This is a genomic window from Sphingobium cupriresistens LL01 (assembly GCF_001046645.1).
GTDB lineage: Bacteria > Pseudomonadota > Alphaproteobacteria > Sphingomonadales > Sphingomonadaceae > Sphingobium > Sphingobium cupriresistens.
The window spans coordinates 1,832,929-1,849,175 of record NZ_KQ130434.1; the positions used below are offsets into that span (position 1 = coordinate 1,832,929).

Sequence of the window (16,247 nt, forward strand, 5' to 3'; positions counted from 1 at the left end):
GATAGCGTCTTTGCAACCAGCGATAGCAAAGGCGGTCGTGCCCCGGCGGCGTCTGCCCTAGTTTACACCTTAACACCACAGGCGATCCATGGATCGATACAGAAGGTGTCCAAGGGGAGATGAAGCTATGAAATCCATCAAATTCCAGGTGCTTGCCACCAGCGCACTGAGCCTGATCGCGACCGCCATACCAGCTTTGGCACAAGAGCCTGACGACCAGCCTTCGGTAAATAGCGGGCTACAGGATATCGTCGTGACCGCCCGCCGCCGCGAGGAATCGCTTCAGTCGGTGCCGGTATCGATCACCGCCATCTCCGCCGAAATGCTGGAGCAGAAATCGGTCCAGGATCTGAGCGATGTCGCTACGCTCACCCCCGGTTTCCGTTTTTCGCAGGAAGGCGGCAAGAACCAGCCGACCCTGTCGCTGCGCGGTCTGGGCCAATTGCCGATCGGCGAAGGCGTGCCCGCTATCGTCGCCTATTTCAACGATGTGCCTCTGTCCAAGGAGGGCGGCAATATCCCGACGTTCGACCTTGCCAATATCCAGGTCTTGAAGGGACCGCAGGGTACATTGTTCGGGCGCAACACCATCGGCGGGGCAGTGCTGGTCAATTCCAAAAAGCCGACGTTGGACACCGAAGGCTATATCCAGGCGGGCTATGGCAATCTGGACTATAAGGAACTGGAAGGCGCGCTCAATGTGCCGCTGGTCAAGGATGTGGCTGCGCTCCGCATCGCCGCCCAATATCGCAACCGTGACGGTCGCACTAAAAATCTTACCCCCGGCAATCCCGACCTGGACGACACCAACCAGTTGAGCTTTCGCGCGTCGCTGCTACTCCAGCCTACCGAAAATCTGACCAACACGCTGGTCTTCGACTATTTCCGCGCGCGGGAAAAACCTGCCGCAGAAGTGCCCTACCGCTACAATGCCGGAGTGCTGGCGGGCATATTGGTCGGCGGCTTCGGCTTCGCGCCCGCCGACGCGGCGATCTATGAAGCGGACCTTGCAAGCTTGTTCGCGCAGCAACAGGCCAACGGTCCTTATAAGGTCACAAACGAACTAGCCAACGACGGCAGCGGCCTGAAAGTCGCGGCAGATCGGCGGATCTGGGGCATCACCAATACCACCAGCTTGAAACTGGGCGACGTCACTATCCGCAACATTTTCGGCTATCGCGACGTCTATAATTATCAGTTCGTCAATACCCAGGGCACGCGCCAGTTGATCGGTCCGCAAGGACGACTGGTCATCTATCACACCGGCGCCGAAGCGAATAAATCCTTTCTGACCGACGAATTTCAGGTGCTGGGCGACATGGGCCGCCTCAACTGGATTGCGGGCGCCTTCTACAGCAAGGACAAGCCCACCGGCACCAACGTCAACTTCCCGCAGCAATTCAGCTTCATCGACCTCTTCGGCCCGGCGGTGAACTACAGCACGTCGCATTATACCAACAGCAGCGTCGCACTGTTCGCGCAGCTGGGGTTCAAGGTCACCGACAATCTGACCGCCAACGCAGGCGCGCGCTACACCTGGGACAAGGTGAAGGCGTGCGCTGGCAACAGCCTGGCCGGTGCGCTCAGTCAGCTGCAATGCGCCGATCAGGCTGCGCTCGGCCTGCCGGACGGCACCGGCATCGTTAAGAACAAGGGCGACTACGCGACCTGGACCGTGGGTCTGGATTATCAGGCGACCGACGATCTGTTCCTCTACGTGACGTCCCGGCGTGGCATTCGCGGGGTCAACGTCAACACGCCGCTGTTTGAAACGCCTTTTACCACCGGGGGCGTGGGCGCGTGCCTGGGCGGCGCAACTTGCCCGGATTTGCGGCCTTATCAGAAGGTGAAGCAGGAGCAGGTCACCGACGTAGAGCTGGGTATGAAGCTCAACTGGCGCGCGGGCGATATGAAAGGTCGCTTCAACGTCTCAGCCTTCCAGACCAAGTATAAGGACGCGCTTCAGTTCTTCAACGTCCGCCCGCTCGGCATCCCGCCAACCGCCCCCGATCAGCCGACCCGGACCTCGATCGCCATCAATGCGTCCGACGCGACAGTGCGCGGCATAGAAGCGGAACTGGTCATCGAGCCTGCCCCCTGGCTGACGTTCAGCTTTGGCGGCGCCTATGCCGATCAAAAGGTCGATGATGTTAAGCCGTTCGGCCCGCTGACGCTGACTAAGAACGAAGTCACGCTGCCGACGCCCAAATTTTCAGGCACAGCCGCCGTTCGCGCCGTGCTGCCGATCCGCCCGATGGATGGGGAACTCGCCTTTAACGCCGACCTCTATCACACATCGGCCTATGACGCGCAGTTCGGCCAGCAACTACCCGGCTATGATGTCGTCAACGGCCGCCTGGAGTTGAGCGACATTGGCGGGCGCGGCGTCAGCATCGCGGCCTATGTCCGCAACCTGTTCGATAAACGCTATCCGACCGGCCCGGCCGTGCTGCTTAGTTCCTTCCCAGCCAGCACGGTCTATTACGGCGATCCGCGTACCTATGGTCTCCAACTCACCTATCGATTTGGCAGCTAGGACAGCATGACAATGACCCACGATAGCGTACAGCATCGCACCTGCCCCCTGTGTGAGGGGATGTGCGGGGTAACCGTGACCGTGGAGGGCGGACGGGCAGTGACCGTCCGCCCCAACAAGCAGGATCGCTGGAGCCTGGGGCATATCTGCCCCAAAGGAACGACACTGGGGGCGCTCCATCATGATCCCGACCGGCTTCGCACGCCCATGATCCGCGACGGGAACGAATGGAAAAGTGCATCCTGGGACTTCGCGTTCGATCGTCTGGAGACATTGGTCGAAGGGGTGCGCGAGCGACACGGTCCCCATGCATTTGCGGCCTATGGTGGTAATATGGCGGGCAAGGACGCCACGCTGTCGCGCTATTCGGGACTGATGCTGGCGACGTCGGGCATCCAACAGGTCTATTCGTCGGGTACGGTCGATCAGCACCCCAAGAATCTGTCGGCTATGCTGATGTTCGGCAATGAATGGAAAATCCCCATTCCCGACCTCGACCATACCGACCTGTTTGTCATCTTCGGCGGCAATCCGGCCGCATCGAAGGGCAGCATCTTTTCTCATCGCGACGTGATGGGCGCGATGCGGGATTTGCGCGCGCGGGGCGGGCGGGTCATCGTGATCGATCCCGTCCGGACCCAGACGGCGCGATCGGCCGACCAGTGGATCGGCTTGAAGCCCGGCAGCGACGCGGCCTTCATGCTCGGCATTGCCCATGTCCTCTTCGCCCGCGACGCGGTGCGGCTGGGGCACCTCGATGGCTTGGTCGACGGGCTGGATAGGCTGCGGGAGATCGTCACCGGTTTCAGCCCCCAATGGGTCGCCCATCATTGCGGCATTGACGCCATCGTCATTGAAAACCTGGCCGACGAACTGATCCACACCGAACGATCCGCCATCTACGGCCGGATCGGCACCTGTACCCAGACATTCGGCACGCTGGCGTCCTGGATGATCGACGTGTTGGCAATCCTGACCGGCAATCTGGACCGGCAGGGTGGCAGCATGTGGAGCCGCCCCGTCGCGCCGTTGGTCGACATGCTGGCGAAGCTGCCCGGCGACATGCCCGTCGTCATGGGCAAGAGCCGGGTGCGCGGCGTTCCCGCCGTGCTGGGCCAGTTCCCGGCCTCCTGCATGGCTGAGGAAATTGCGACACCGGGGGCCGGGCAGATCAAGGGGCTGCTGACCTTTGCCGCAAACCCGGCGCTCAGCGCCCCGGATTCGGGCAAGCTCGACCAGGCGCTGCCGCTGCTGGAATGCATGGTCAGCCTCGACAATTATCTCAACGAAACGACCCGCCACGCCCATGTCATCCTGCCGAGTCCGTCTTTCCTGGAAAGCGCGCATTACGACATGTGGTCCTGGGTGTTCTGCCTGACCAGCGGCGGCCATTATTCGCCACCAGTCTTTCCAGTCACCGATCGCCCGGACCATTGGCGCGTCGTCGCGCGCGTTGGCGCGATCATCGGTGGAAAGCCAAGTGCCGATATCGACGCCATGGATGATGGCTATTTCCGCGCGCTCGCCACCGGACGCGGGATCGATCCCGCCATGGCGATCGCGGCACTGCCCGACCGTGGACCGGATCGTATCCTCGATTTGGCAATCCGCACCGGCCCGTTCGGCGACCGCTTCGGCCTGGTAGCCGAGGGCCTGACACTCGACAGTTTCCGCGATCAGCCTGACGGCCTGATCGTCGCGCCCGCCGTCCCCCGCGCGCATGAGGGGTTCGAAACTGCATCGGGCAAAATCGATCTCACGCCTGCGCTCATCCTGTCCGACCTCCCCCGGCTGGAACGGGCGCTGGTAGCCAATGATCCCTCGCTCGTCCTGGTCAGCCGCCGCCATCTTCGCTCGCTCAACAGCTGGATGCACAACATCGATACGCTGGTGAAGGGCAAGGATCGCTGCACCCTGCAAATGCACAGCATCGACGCCGCCACCTATGGACTGGCCAATGGCGATCTGGTCGCGCTGACCTCCGCATCGGGCGAAATCCATGTGCCGCTGGAGATTGACGATGACATTCGTCCCGGCGTGGTGTCGATGCCGCATGGCTGGGGACATAGCGATCCACAGACCCAAATCGCGATCGCCCAGGCGCACGCCGGGGCCAACACCAATATCCTCAGTCCCGGCATGATGGTCGACGTCATTTCCGGCAATGCCGTTCTGAACGGCATCCCGGTTCAGGTCTGCAAGGCCGACCTTCAACCCCGCGAAACGATTGGAGCAATTGCGTGAACAAGATATTGGGACCATTGTCCGGCGTGATCGGTTTCGCCCTGATCGCATTCGGCGTCTACGCCCTGGTCGCAACGACCGCCATTACCGACATTACCGCGCTGCAACCAAGGGGAGTGGCTGGCCTGAACGAAGCCCGCGCGATTTACGCTGGCTCGTTCTGGGCCATGGGGGGGCTGATCCTCTACGGTCTTGGCACGCCGCGTTTTCGGCAACCCTTTTTACTCGCCGTTGGCGTGATCTTTGCGGGCTTCGTGGCCGCACGGATCATTTCAATCGCGATGGACGGCTTTGCCCCGATGCTCGCGGCGTCGATCGGATCGGAAGTTGTGGCGGCGCTCGCTCTGATCGCCGCGAGCCGGGCCGCCCCTACATCCTCAGTCTGACCGCGCCGCCTGGCCGCCCACCGCGACATCGTGCGGATAGGGCGCGCCGGGCAGGCGGGCAGCCGTGAAAAACTCCACCGCCTGGGCTGCCTCCACCAGCCCCAGCGCCACGCGATACAGCCGCGCTTCGGCCGACGGCAGGGTGTCCGATCCGAACGCATCGAGATGCGTCATGATGTCGGCCAGTCGGGGCGCAATAACATCGTAAAACTGCTTCAGCGCATCGAACGACATGTCCTGTCGCGCGCGATAGCGGCTTTCCATTGTCTCCAGCCCGATCCACAAATGGGCAAATGGTTCCAAATCGGCGAAGGCTGCGGGCAGGCTGGCACTCATGCGGCGCTCCTCATATCGGCCTGCGAGCCGTGCAGGACAGATCGGATCACTGCCGCGCGGTGCCGGGGGAGCATTTCCGCCTCGCCATAATAGAAGCTGTCGGTCGCGCCGGACGCCAGCCCCTTTTGCTGCCGCGCCATCACTATGAAATCCTCCATCCCGGAATCACGCCCGAACGCCGTCGCCTGGGCGATTGCGAAGCGTTCGCTGGCCGTGACGGGCGCATGATAATAATAATGCGCTGTCCAGCGATGGCTCTGCGCCGTCAACGGCCAATGCTGCTGCGTGAACCATCCGCCTGCGCCGGGATGGATCATCAGGTTGGGGAAGATCGCCAACGACGCCGGAGTTTCTGCGCTCGGATAACCTTCGCCCGCTACGCGTCCGGCCAACGCCCCCATCGTCTGCACCGCAAAGGACTGGACGATCCGGTCCGCACGCGGTCGCCAGCTCGGATTACCTTGCGACCAGCCTGCCGCGTGCGGCCCGGCAAAGGCCATCTTGCGGAATTCGGAAAACGGGTTGGCAGGCGTCACTGATATTTCGCGGATCGTCAGCGCATGGACAGTGCCGACATGATAGCCCTCATATTGCGGATCCAGCCCTGCCTTCCAGTTGGCCCCGACGTCGTACGACAGGCTGTCCCGGTGTGTGAAGGGGGCCAGCGTCGTCGCTTCCAGCAGCGGTGCGATGCCGCCCAGAAACGCCTGGAGCGACAAGGCCGGCTGCGGATCGAGATTGATGAAGACGAACCCTGCGAACACGTCGGTTGCGATCGGCACTAGACCGAGATCCTCGGCGTCGAGCACCGGAAAGCGCCGCTGATTGGGGATAGCCTTCAAACTGCCGTCCAGATGGAAAATCCAGCTATGATAGGGACAGCGAAATGCCTCCGCCTTGCCGCAGGGTCCATCGGCGACAGGCATTCCGCGATGGCGACACACATTGTGGAAGGCGCGCAGCACATCGTCCTTGCCCCGCACGATCAGCACCGACGCGCCGCAAATCTCGACATCGCGCACCACATAATCGCCCGGCTCCGGCATGTCCTCAGCCTGCACCATATAGAGCCAGCATCGCCGATATATCGCGTCGCGCTCGGCTTCGTGCTGCGCTTTGCTCCAGAAACTGTCCGCCGCCACTCGGCCATCGCGCAGGATCGCAGCATCCGGCTGCATCACACCATGTCCCAGATCGAAACTACCGTCCGGCGTCGCCGACAGGATATTAGTCATGCTACCGGCTCCCGCAGTCCTGCCTTACCCGCCAGTCGATAGTCCCCGCCTCGCTCGATACTCTGCCGGAAGGCGGGACGACCATGCAGCCTGCCCAGCCACGCGACGATATGGCGATAGGCGTCGATCGGCATCAGTGTCTGCGCGATTTCAGGGATGAAGCTCATCTGGATATCGGCAGCTGAAAAATCGTCACCCAGAAGAAAGGGGCCGTCGGCCAGCGCATCGTCGATATAAGCCAGCGTCTTCGTTAGTTCAGCGTCTGCTGCCTGGTCGATCGCGCTACCATCCAAGCCAAAGGCGCGGGCATAGACCTTTATCATGATCGGGTTCATGCCGGACGACACAGCGTAATAAAGCCATTGCCGATACCGTTCATGCGCATCCGTACCCGGCACTGGCGCTAATCGACCATCGCCATGCCGCTCGATGATATGCTCCGTAATCGCGCCCGATTCGATGACGATCCGTCCCTGGTCCTCGATCATCGGCGATTTGCCGACCGGATGCAGCGCCTTGAGCGCCGGTGGCGCCATCATCGTTGCCTGATGCCGCTGATAGGGAAGCAGATCATAGGGTAGGCCCAGTTCTTCGAGCAGCCATATCGTCTTCTGCGCGCGGGAATCATTGAGGTGATGCACGGTCAGCATTGTCGGTGACTTTCAATCTGGAGAAGGAGCCGATCAGCACCGTGTCCGATACTCGACCGGCGTCATGCCCGTCGTCTTGCGAAAGGCCGCCGTAAATGCCGCCGCGCTGGCAAAGCCGCAGGAATAGGCTACCTGCTTGACCATCAATTTCTGGTCGTCGAGCAGCGCCTTGGCGCGGTTCAGTCGCTCTCGTGCGATATAATGGCGCAGCGTAACGCCCGTGGCGCGCTTCACCAGCGGCGACAGCGCGCGCGACGTGACGCCACAATGTTGTGCCAGATCATCCACGGTCGGCAATTTGCCGCTCTCATGCAGAACCTGCCGCAACATCGTCATCTGGCCGGGCGAAAGGGTGCCGTCGCACTCCTGCGGCACAGGTTGCCCCAGCGTTGCGCGGCGTACTTCGCCGCAAATGGCGAACAGCAGAGACCGGACCATGAAGCCGCTGTCGAGACCAGGCGTCACTATCTCGTCGGCGATACGGGTCAGGCCGGCCTGGAGGAACGGGCTGTCGAGATTGAACTGATGGTCCCCGTCCAGGCTGGACAGGAACGACAGCAATTGGAGCTGGTCGGCCAGCAATTCGGACCGAAAGCTGCATGATATGGTTCGAAGGCGTCCGCTGTTCCAGCGCGTTCGCACCGCTTGCCCCGGCGGCACCAGTATGATGGCATGAGAGGTCACGAAGTTGCGCCCCGGACGCGCGCATTTGATGTCATCCTCCCGGTACATCAGCCATTCCAGAAAGAATTGATCCGACAGGATCGTCGCTTCGCCTGGCTGCGACCATCGGACATTGTCGACCCGCACCGAATAATCCGGCTCCACCAGCGCGCCTTCCAGCATTCCGGTATAGAGCATTTCACCCCTGAAAGCCTGCTCCTGCTCCATGCGCCTATCCTCTTTCTAGATATGGGTGGCCGAATCGTGCGCCATGACAGTCGTCGAAGGCGGATCGGAAAAGGCCAGCCGATCGATAGGGCTGGGCGCTCTATCAACGATGGGTCCAGGGTAGCCACGCAGCAATTGCAGCGCGCGCATCGTCCGGCGATGGAACAGGCCGATCAGGTCGGAATCGTTGTCCGGCCCGGCGTCCAGCACAAACTGCTCCAGTGCCACTTCGACTCCTGCCGCGCTTGGGAAACATCGGCCCAGCAACTGCTCTGCCTCCGATTGATCGCGGCGCACAACCTCGTCGCCGATGGCATCGCGGCGCTGTAAATAGCGGGCGAGCGACAAGGCAGGCGGTTCGCGCAATCGTCCGCTCGCCGCTGGCAGATCGATACAACTCGCGACCAGATTGTCATAAATGATGGCGGTCGGTTTTTCGACTGGTACAAGATCGCCGACAGGTGCCAGATCGACGCCGCGCACCTGCGCCAATATTTCCAAAGCGGCGCGCCTGCAACCAAGATCCCAGGACAGATATTCGACATAGGCAGGCAATTGGTGTTGCGTGCGGAGAGCAGACTTCATCCGCATCGGCACGGCCAGGAAAGCGACGATGGTGTGAAAATCAAGCGCCCCCCAGTCGATCGCCTTGCCGCTTTCCGCGACATAGCGTTTCAGCAGTTGCGTCAAATCGCCGATTGGCTCGTTGATATCGCGCACCCTGATCGATGCCAGGTCCGCCATGGGATCGCCCAAATGCGCCAGTTCCAGATCATAGATGTGGGTGATCCTTTCCCCATCATGAAAAAACTGCGGCGCGTCCGCAATTAGCAGCGCCGTTTCCGTGCGATGCAGCGGAAGATGGCCCAGCACCCATTTGCGCAGAAAGGCGATCAATGGATCGGGACCATCGCGATGCCTTTGATACTGTTGATCCGCATCACTAAAATAGGCGAGCGCAGTGGATTGCGGGCCTTGCGGTTGCAGCAATCCGATGCCCACGGCCTTCGCTACATCGATCCGGTGAACAGACGCCATGATCGCCATATAGTCACCGACCAACCGATGCAGCTTTGCGTCCCGGTCGGCGCCGCCCGCAAAAGCCGTCGCATCGATGCGCTCCATGGCGATCGCTGCGGGACGGTCGCACCAGCCATGGATATGCGGCACGGCGATGCCTTCGTCTGCCAGCAACCGCAAGACATCATGTTCTACGCGCAACGGTTGCGTTTCCTGGCCCGCACCCCGATCACCGCGAATATGGATATGGATTACGCCCTCCGGCGTGCGGACCGATGCGTTCCACGCCGGGCGCCATCCCGGCAGTATATCGATAGCTACAATATCGCCCATCGTCGCTTCGACCCAGCGCCGGATATTCTGCTCAGCTATTATGTTCGGCTGGTCGGTCACCAGGCATCCTCATGCATATTCGTCACACCGCAACGCGGATGCGATCTCTATGTGAACAGTGTTATCATAATAGGGTAACACTGTTCATTCAAGCGAATTTATCGCGGGGCAATGGAGCGTGATTGCGCTATTCACCACCCGATGTCAGACAGGAGGGCGCGCAATGGAAACCAATGCAAAGGGCCAGCAAGATATCCCAGTCGCTGCCAAAACGGCGTCGCCTCGTCGGGCGCGTAGCGCAGAGGCCAGGGATCATGTGCGGCAAGCATTGATTGATGCTGGACGCCATCTGCTGCTGGCCAAGCCCTTGGGACCGATATCGCTCCGTGGAATTGCCCGCCATGCCGGCTATTCCTCCGGCGTCGTGTATCGGTATTTTGCGGATCGCGATTCGCTGTTTCTCGCGATCCGTGACAGAGAATTGGCCAATTTCGCTGATAGGTTGGAGATGGAATTCGCCACATATGACGACGCGGAAAAGCGCCTGTTCGCCGTTGCCGATAGGGCCTTCGATTTTTCACGCGACCAGATCGCGGCCTTCGGCATGAACAGCCTGTTCCTGTTCTGGTTCGACACCGCTGGCACCCAGAATGGCGCTCCCATCCGTGATACTGCACCCGCAGCAGCGCGCGTCCACGCCTTTTTCGAACAGGCGGTCAGGTCCGTAATGGCACCGAGTTGGCGGGATTCGAACATTCAATCGGCAGTTGGTGCCCTGATGGCGTCGATATCAGGGGCCGTCCTCTTACCGCGGGGAAGTGATCATGATGATTTTCCAGATGGCCGTATCATATTGCGTGATACCGTCGAAGCATTGATCTGCCGCTGGGAGGCTATGCGGGGGGCGTCAAAGCAATAATTAGGCGTCGACCGATCTATGATCGTCAACCCTCGTCACTCGGGGGCAAACCGGACTGGATCAAATCGGCTAGTTTTGGCATCGGTGTGGAAAAGCAGAGTGACCGAATTTCGGAACGAAAGATTGGGAGCTAAGCGGCAACAAACGGTCGACCACAGAAGATCATAACCGGTGTCTCAGTGCGGCGATCAACAACGAGATAGCGGGCATGGGCTGCCTGCGGCGGGGATGGTACAGATGATAGCCGGGCTTCGGCAGGCACCAATCCTCCAGGACGCGAACCAGCCTGCCGTCCGACAGATAGGGCGCGATATAATCGTGCGGCAGATTGATCAGACCGAGGCCGTCGAACGCTGCGATAGCGAAGACTGATGGCTATTCGCCCCGCTACGGCGGGGCGGACTTCCATCATATTCCTTGATGAGTGAATGTCCGTAATCGGGGAAGCAATTCCCCATTCTGAGCGCCGTGCATGGGGCGACATCGGTAGCAATCAGCGGGTCACCCACGATATCGAAGGGCATCGACCAGCAGTTTGAAGGCTGGCGGCAGTTGGCGACGGTCGGGATAATAAAGATGATAGCCAGAAAAAGGCGGGCACCAATCCTCCAAAACGCGCAATAGCTTGCCCGTTTTCAGCAGATCATCGGCTTGATCCTCCATCACACAAGCTAAACCAATCCCTTCAACCGACGCGTTCAATATCATTGGCACGTCATTGAGGATAAGCGGCCCTTCGACGCGCACATTGAGATCGCGTCCGCCTTGGCCGAACTCCCACGTATAAAGTCCGCCCTTGGTTGCCATGCGAATGTTGATGCAGGGATGCCGAGTTAAGTCATGCGGCGTCCGCGGCCTGCCATGGTTTTCGAAATAAGAGGGCGCGCCGACGACCGCCATACGCAACTCAGGTCCGATACGGACTGCTATCATGTCCCTGGCGACTTGCTCGCCAAGGCGCACGCCGGCGTCGAAGCGATCGGCGATGATATCGGTCAGATAACTGTCGACCGATATCTCGACGGTCACCTCAGGATAGTTCTTGAGCAAACTTCCGACGGAGGGCCATAGGATCGTCTCGGCGGCATGACGGCTGGAGGTGATCCGCACCGTGCCGGCGGGCCGCTCACGCAGGGCGCTCAGCGCCGAGAGCCGCGCGTCGATATCGTCGAAGGCTGGGCGGAGCGTCGCAATCAGTTGCTCACCGGCCTCGGTCGGCGCGACGTTGCGGGTATTGCGGGTGAGCAGCTTCAAGCCCATCGCGGCTTCCAAGCGGCGGACAATCTGGCTGATCGCCGACTGCGATGTGCCAAGCGTCGCGGCAGCCCTGGTAAAACTGCGCACCTCGGCCACGGCGAGGAATACGGCAAGATCGCTTAGCTCCTCGCGACGCATTGATAAGCTCCAGATATAACTTCATGCAGAACTAAGCGTCTAATAGCTGGAATGCCGATCGTCTATATAGTCTCTCAAGCAAGCAGGCAGCTATGCATGGCGCAGCGCGCCTCTCGGAGACAGAATATGACCAAGAACGTAATCGTAGTGATCGGCGCTGGCGGTATCGGCCAGGCTATTGCCCGTCGGCAGGGCTTCGGGAATACGATCCTGCTCGCTGACTGGAATATGGAAACGCTGACCCGCGCCGCCGGTGATCTCGTCAGCGCCAGCTACGCGGTCGAAACCCGGCAGGTCGATGTGTCATCGCGCGCGTCCGTCCGCGCACTAGCGCAAGCGGCTGCGGCGCTCGGACCGGTGATGCAGGTTATCAATACTGCCGGCCTCTCGCCCAATATGGCGCCTGTCGACAAGCTGCTCGAAGTCGATCTCTATGGATCTGCGCTTGTATTCGATGAGTTCGAACAGGTAATCGCCCACGGCGGTGCTGGCCTCATAATCTCCAGCATGGCAGGTCACATGCTGCCCGCGCTTACCGCCGAGCAGGACCATCTGCTTGCCTTCACGCCCGCCGACGAGCTTCTGGCGCTACCGTTCCTACAGCCGGACGCGGTGCCCAATTCCATGGTCGCATATATGATCGCAAAGCGCACCAACACGCTGCGCGTCCAGGCGGCCGCGATGAGCTGGGGCGAACGCGGCGCGCGGGTCAATTCAATCAGCCCGGGCATCATCGTCACACCGCTCGCCCAGCATGAACTTAATTCCAAGATTGGCGACATTTATCGCGCGATGGTCGAGGCATCGCCTTCGAAGCGCATGGCGCCGCTCGAAGAGATCGCGATCGCGGCAAACTTCCTGCTCGGCCCAGACGCGGCCTTCATCACCGGCAGCGATCTTTTGATCGACGGCGGCGTAATAGCGGCAATGCGTGCAGGCAAATTGCCGACGCCAGCCTGAACGTCTCGCCGACCAAACTTTCATCTGCCCTTAGTGGAGTACGTTATGGAAAATCGTATGTTAGGCAGCCTTGCCGTTAGCGAAATCGGCTTCGGCACCATGAGCTTCGCCTCGACCTATGGCGCATCGCCCGAGCGGACCGAGGCCATCCGCGTGATCCGTGGCGCGCATGAGCGCGGCGTGACGTTTTTCGACACAGCCGAAGCCTATGGCCCCTGGACCAATGAGGAACTGGTTGGGGAGGCTCTGCGACCGATCCGCGACGAGGTGGTGATCGCGACCAAATTCGGTTTCGACATCGACCAGCAGACGGGCGCGCGCGGCGCAGGCGTAAACAGCCGACCCGACCAGATACGCCAAGTGGTTGACGCCAGTCTTAAGCGGCTGGGCATCGAAACAATAGACATGCTCTACCAGCACCGCGTCGACACGGCAGTACCAATCGAGGATGTGGCTGGGACGGTGAAAGATCTGATCGCGGCGGGAAAGGTACGCCATTTCGGCATGTCGGAAGCAGCCGCCGCCACCATAAAACGCGCCCATGCCGTTCAGCCGGTGACCGCCATCCAGAGTGAATATTCGCTTTGGACGCGCGATCCCGAGGCTGAGGTTATCCGCTCTGCGCGAAACTGGGCATTGGTTTTGTGCCGTGGAGTCCGCTCGGCGCGGGCTATCTCACAGGCAAGATCGATGCATCGACGCCGATAGGCAGCGGCGATTTCCGGGCCGCATCGCCGCGCTTCACTGCACAAGCACGGGTCACCAATCAGGCCCTTGTAGACCTGTTGACGCATATTGCCGGGACTAGGGATGCAACCCCGGCTCAGATTGCTTTGGCCTGGCTGCTTGCCCGCGCGCCCTTCATCGTGCCGATCTTCGGCACGCGCAGGCTCGACCGGGTCGAGGAAAATCTCCGGGCTTCTAATGTCGAGCTGACTCCAGCGGACATGGTTGAGATCGAAGCGGTCGTTGCCGCGATCGACATCCAGGGCGAGCGCCTGCCTGCGGCCGTCCTGCAAATGTCCTATCGGTGACGCACATAATGCAAGGGGCATGTGATATGCAGATCAAACGTAACGGCGCCACCCCATCGATCAAAGGCCCCGCAGCGACCTTCACCGGCGACGTGCGGATCGACATGCCGTTCGAGGCCGAGGCGCCCGGTCGCGCGGGCGGCGCGATCGTCACCTTCGAGCCCGGCGCGCGCACAGCCTGGCATACCCATCCTTTGGGCCAGACCCTGATCGTGATCAACGGCGTCGGTTGGACGCAGTGCGAAGGCGGGCTGAAAGTCGAGATCCGTGCCGGCGACGTTATCGGGTCCCCAGTTGGGCATCGCCACTCGCATGGGGCAACACCGTTCACTGCCATGTCCCATATCGCCATTGCCGAGACTTTGGACGGCCGAGCGGTCGATTGGATGGAACATGTCAGCGACGAGCATTACCTAGCCGGAGAGGTACAGAAATGAGCAATGTCATCGTGGTCATCGGCGCCGGATCAATCGGTCAGGCAATCGCCCGGCGTGTGAACGCAGACAAGCATGTGCTGCTGGCGGATCTTCGCCTTGAAGCGGCTGAGGCGGCCGCAAAGTTGATGTCCGATGCGGGCTTCGCGGTTAGCACGATGACCGTCGATGTCTCTTCACGGGCATCGGTCGAGGCTTTGGTCGCGGCTGCCATCGCGATCGGACCAGTGACAGGCGTCATCCATGCCGCTGGCGTCTCTCCCTCGCAGGCTCCGTCGGCGATGATCCTCCATGTCGATCTCTACGGTACTGCGCTGGTGCTCGAACTGTTCGGCGACGTCATAGCCGAGGGCGGCTCAGCGGTTGTGATCGCATCGCAGTCAGGCCATCGCCTGCCCGCGCTGACACCCGAGCAGGACAAGGCGCTGGCGACGACCCCGACCGAGGAACTGTTAGCCCTTCCGATTCTTGCGCCGGACAGAGTGACGGACCCGCTCAACGCCTACCAGCTTTCGAAGCGCGGCAATTCGCTGCGGGTTAAGGCGGAGGCTGTGCGCTGGGCAAAACGTGGCGCACGGGTTAACACGATCAGCCCCGGCATCATCATGACGCCGCTCGCAAAGGACGAATTGTCCGGGCCACGCGGCGAGAGGTATCGCAATATGTTGAGGCTTTCGCCGGCAGTGCGCGCCGGTACGCCGGATGAGGTGGGCGCGGTCGGCGCGCTCCTCATGGGCGCGGATGGCGCATTCATCACCGGCAGCGATTTCCTCATGGATGGCGGGGTGACTTCGTCATATTTCTACGGCGAACTCGCGCCGACATGATCGAATGGTTGGTTGATAAGCCTTGACTTTGAACCGAAGCCGATCATCGATTGGTTCGGCACATTTGAATAGCTGACGGTCCGCTGGCGGGAGGGCAAGCTGCGACGCTGAATGGCGACAAAGGGTCGATTTGGCCTCTCTATCATGCGAAATCAGTCGTCTCGCCGGGTCGCATCGCGAAAAAGCTTTTGTCTACCAGCCCCCGCTCTTGCAGCCCGGCCGCGAGGCGGAGGGCGGGATCTTCCCAAGGTTCGTCCGTCAGCTTGAACGTCCCCCAATGCATGCCGATAGCCGCCTGCGCATCCAGATCGAGCATGATCTGAATGGCGTCGTCGGGGTCGGTATGCTGCGCCGCCATGAACCAGCGTGGCGCATAGGCTCCTATGGGTAGGATGGCCACGTCGATCGATCCGAACCGCGCTCTAAGGTCCCGGAAGATCGCGCCTGTGCCATATCCGGTATCCCCGGCGAAGTAGATTAACCGCCCAAAGGTATTCAGCATGAAGCCGCCCCAGAGAGCCATGCGCCGGTCCCGTGGGCTGCGGGAGGACCAGTGCAGCGCCGGCACGATATGGGCTTCGGCGCCGGGAGCAATGGCGAAACGGTCGTACCAATCTCCCGTCTCAATCCTGGCGGCGGGAATTTTGCTGTGAATGATGCTGTCATTGCCAAGCGGCGTGATGATTCGCGCACCATGGCGTGCGTCAAGCTCGCGCAGGGTCGCGATATCCAGATGGTCGTAGTGATTGTGTGACAGCAAGATCGCGTCGATGGGCGGGAGGTCGTCCATGCTTATGCCCGGTGCAGTCACACGGCGAGGTCCGGCGAAAGCGAAGGGGCTTGCCCGGTCTGACCATACGGGATCCGTGAGGATGTTGAGCCCGCCCGTCTGGATCAACAGCGTCGCATGGCCGACCATGGTGATCCGCAATCCCTCTACCCGTTCAGCCGGAACGACAGGTGAGACGGGCACGGATTTCGGCCAGACAGTCTTGGGCGCCTTGCGATACCAGCGCAGAATATCGCCTAGCGACCGATCCGTCTCCG

At 61.0% G+C, this 16,247-nt stretch carries 15 protein-coding genes and 1 pseudogene; 8 read left to right on the forward strand and 8 right to left on the reverse strand.

Going from position 1 to position 16,247, the window contains the following annotated elements; translation table 11 throughout:
• Nucleotides 1-127 precede the first annotated feature (127 nt).
• Genes V473_RS08855 through V473_RS08865 form a run of 3 tightly spaced genes read left to right on the forward strand, consistent with a single transcriptional unit; the run spans nucleotide 128 to nucleotide 5,166 of the window.
• The gene (locus V473_RS08855; RefSeq protein WP_066602759.1) at nucleotides 128-2,536 is read left to right on the forward strand and encodes a TonB-dependent receptor; all 2,409 of its coding nucleotides are present in this window, start codon (nucleotides 128-130) and stop codon (nucleotides 2,534-2,536) included.
• A gap of 12 nt (nucleotides 2,537-2,548) precedes the next feature.
• Nucleotides 2,549-4,780 carry a molybdopterin-dependent oxidoreductase gene (locus V473_RS08860; RefSeq protein ID WP_082679038.1) on the forward strand — a complete coding sequence of 744 codons (2,232 nt, stop codon included), beginning with the start codon at nucleotides 2,549-2,551 and terminating at the stop codon, nucleotides 4,778-4,780.
• Nucleotides 4,777-5,166, forward strand: a complete 390-nt coding sequence (locus V473_RS08865) for a DUF4345 family protein (protein ID WP_216628552.1) — start codon at nucleotides 4,777-4,779, stop codon at nucleotides 5,164-5,166. The genes V473_RS08860 and V473_RS08865 overlap by 4 nt, the downstream gene beginning before the upstream one ends.
• Here the strand turns inward: V473_RS08865 and V473_RS08870 are convergent.
• The 5 genes from V473_RS08870 to V473_RS08890 are packed head-to-tail and all read right to left on the reverse strand — an operon-like array spanning nucleotide 5,158 to nucleotide 9,691.
• Nucleotides 5,158-5,502 carry a hypothetical protein gene (locus tag V473_RS08870; RefSeq protein ID WP_066602767.1) on the reverse strand — a complete coding sequence of 115 codons (345 nt, stop codon included), beginning with the start codon at nucleotides 5,500-5,502 and terminating at the stop codon, nucleotides 5,158-5,160. The genes V473_RS08865 and V473_RS08870 overlap by 9 nt on opposite strands.
• Complete coding sequence (locus V473_RS08875; RefSeq protein ID WP_082679040.1) at nucleotides 5,499-6,737, reverse strand: aromatic ring-hydroxylating oxygenase subunit alpha; 1,239 nt, start codon at nucleotides 6,735-6,737, stop codon at nucleotides 5,499-5,501. Before V473_RS08875 ends, V473_RS08870 begins: the two co-directional genes overlap by 4 nt.
• On the reverse strand, nucleotides 6,734-7,387 hold the full coding sequence (locus V473_RS08880) for a glutathione S-transferase family protein (protein ID WP_066602772.1): 654 nt from the start codon (nucleotides 7,385-7,387) through the stop codon (nucleotides 6,734-6,736). The genes V473_RS08875 and V473_RS08880 overlap by 4 nt, the downstream gene beginning before the upstream one ends.
• Nucleotides 7,388-7,420: 33 nt before the next feature.
• Nucleotides 7,421-8,278 carry a helix-turn-helix transcriptional regulator gene (locus tag V473_RS08885; protein WP_066602776.1) on the reverse strand — a complete coding sequence of 286 codons (858 nt, stop codon included), beginning with the start codon at nucleotides 8,276-8,278 and terminating at the stop codon, nucleotides 7,421-7,423.
• A 15-nt stretch (nucleotides 8,279-8,293) separates the two neighbouring features.
• Nucleotides 8,294-9,691: a phosphotransferase gene (locus V473_RS08890; RefSeq protein ID WP_066602779.1), complete on the reverse strand. Its 1,398-nt coding sequence runs from the start codon at nucleotides 9,689-9,691 to the stop codon at nucleotides 8,294-8,296.
• 163 nt (nucleotides 9,692-9,854) lie between these two features.
• Here V473_RS08890 and V473_RS08895 point away from each other — a divergent pair, with 163 nt between their 5' ends.
• Nucleotides 9,855-10,550, forward strand: a complete 696-nt coding sequence (locus tag V473_RS08895) for a TetR/AcrR family transcriptional regulator (protein WP_066602782.1) — start codon at nucleotides 9,855-9,857, stop codon at nucleotides 10,548-10,550.
• Between the two features lie 162 nt (nucleotides 10,551-10,712).
• On the opposite strand, the gene V473_RS22875 is transcribed toward V473_RS08895, so the two are convergent.
• Nucleotides 10,713-10,910: a LysR substrate-binding domain-containing protein gene (locus tag V473_RS22875; RefSeq protein ID WP_082679120.1), complete on the reverse strand. Its 198-nt coding sequence runs from the start codon at nucleotides 10,908-10,910 to the stop codon at nucleotides 10,713-10,715.
• A gap of 141 nt (nucleotides 10,911-11,051) precedes the next feature.
• On the reverse strand, nucleotides 11,052-11,945 hold the full coding sequence (locus tag V473_RS08900) for a LysR family transcriptional regulator (RefSeq protein WP_066602785.1): 894 nt from the start codon (nucleotides 11,943-11,945) through the stop codon (nucleotides 11,052-11,054).
• Nucleotides 11,946-12,041: 96 nt separating this feature from the next.
• Here V473_RS08900 and V473_RS08905 point away from each other — a divergent pair, with 96 nt between their 5' ends.
• The 4 genes and pseudogenes from V473_RS08905 (at nucleotide 12,042) to V473_RS08920 (ending at nucleotide 15,200) form a co-directional block, all read left to right on the forward strand.
• Nucleotides 12,042-12,905, forward strand: coding sequence for an SDR family oxidoreductase (locus V473_RS08905; protein WP_244884353.1), 864 nt, complete (start codon nucleotides 12,042-12,044; stop codon nucleotides 12,903-12,905).
• A 45-nt stretch (nucleotides 12,906-12,950) separates the two neighbouring features.
• A pseudogene (locus V473_RS08910) lies at nucleotides 12,951-13,939 on the forward strand (aldo/keto reductase).
• Between the two features lie 26 nt (nucleotides 13,940-13,965).
• Nucleotides 13,966-14,376 (forward strand): (R)-mandelonitrile lyase, encoded by a 411-nt coding sequence (locus tag V473_RS08915; protein ID WP_082679041.1) that lies wholly within the window; start codon nucleotides 13,966-13,968, stop codon nucleotides 14,374-14,376.
• A complete protein-coding gene (locus tag V473_RS08920; RefSeq protein ID WP_066602798.1) occupies nucleotides 14,373-15,200 on the forward strand; it encodes an SDR family oxidoreductase in 828 nt (275 codons plus the stop codon). The genes V473_RS08915 and V473_RS08920 overlap by 4 nt, the downstream gene beginning before the upstream one ends.
• Before the next feature lie 142 nt (nucleotides 15,201-15,342).
• Here the strand turns inward: V473_RS08920 and V473_RS08925 are convergent, their stop codons facing one another.
• Nucleotides 15,343-16,131 carry an MBL fold metallo-hydrolase gene (locus V473_RS08925; protein ID WP_244884354.1) on the reverse strand — a complete coding sequence of 263 codons (789 nt, stop codon included), beginning with the start codon at nucleotides 16,129-16,131 and terminating at the stop codon, nucleotides 15,343-15,345.
• Nucleotides 16,132-16,247: the final 116 nt, after the last annotated feature.

What these genes read in the sequence shown, in the direction of transcription:
- V473_RS08855 (WP_066602759.1), top strand. Translation starts at nt 128, where the DNA reads ATGAAATCCATCAAATTCCAGGTGCTTGCCACCAGCGCACTGAGCCTG.
- V473_RS08860 (WP_082679038.1), top strand. Translation starts at nt 2,549, where the DNA reads ATGACCCACGATAGCGTACAGCATCGCACCTGCCCCCTGTGTGAGGGG.
- V473_RS08870 (WP_066602767.1), bottom strand. Translation starts at nt 5,502, where the DNA reads ATGAGTGCCAGCCTGCCCGCAGCCTTCGCCGATTTGGAACCATTTGCC.
- V473_RS08875 (WP_082679040.1), bottom strand. Translation starts at nt 6,737, where the DNA reads ATGACTAATATCCTGTCGGCGACGCCGGACGGTAGTTTCGATCTGGGA.
- V473_RS08880 (WP_066602772.1), bottom strand. Translation starts at nt 7,387, where the DNA reads ATGCTGACCGTGCATCACCTCAATGATTCCCGCGCGCAGAAGACGATA.
- V473_RS08885 (WP_066602776.1), bottom strand. Translation starts at nt 8,278, where the DNA reads ATGGAGCAGGAGCAGGCTTTCAGGGGTGAAATGCTCTATACCGGAATG.
- V473_RS08895 (WP_066602782.1), top strand. Translation starts at nt 9,855, where the DNA reads ATGGAAACCAATGCAAAGGGCCAGCAAGATATCCCAGTCGCTGCCAAA.
- V473_RS08900 (WP_066602785.1), bottom strand. Translation starts at nt 11,945, where the DNA reads ATGCGTCGCGAGGAGCTAAGCGATCTTGCCGTATTCCTCGCCGTGGCC.
- V473_RS08905 (WP_244884353.1), top strand. Translation starts at nt 12,042, where the DNA reads ATGGCGCAGCGCGCCTCTCGGAGACAGAATATGACCAAGAACGTAATC.
- V473_RS08915 (WP_082679041.1), top strand. Translation starts at nt 13,966, where the DNA reads ATGCAGATCAAACGTAACGGCGCCACCCCATCGATCAAAGGCCCCGCA.
- V473_RS08920 (WP_066602798.1), top strand. Translation starts at nt 14,373, where the DNA reads ATGAGCAATGTCATCGTGGTCATCGGCGCCGGATCAATCGGTCAGGCA.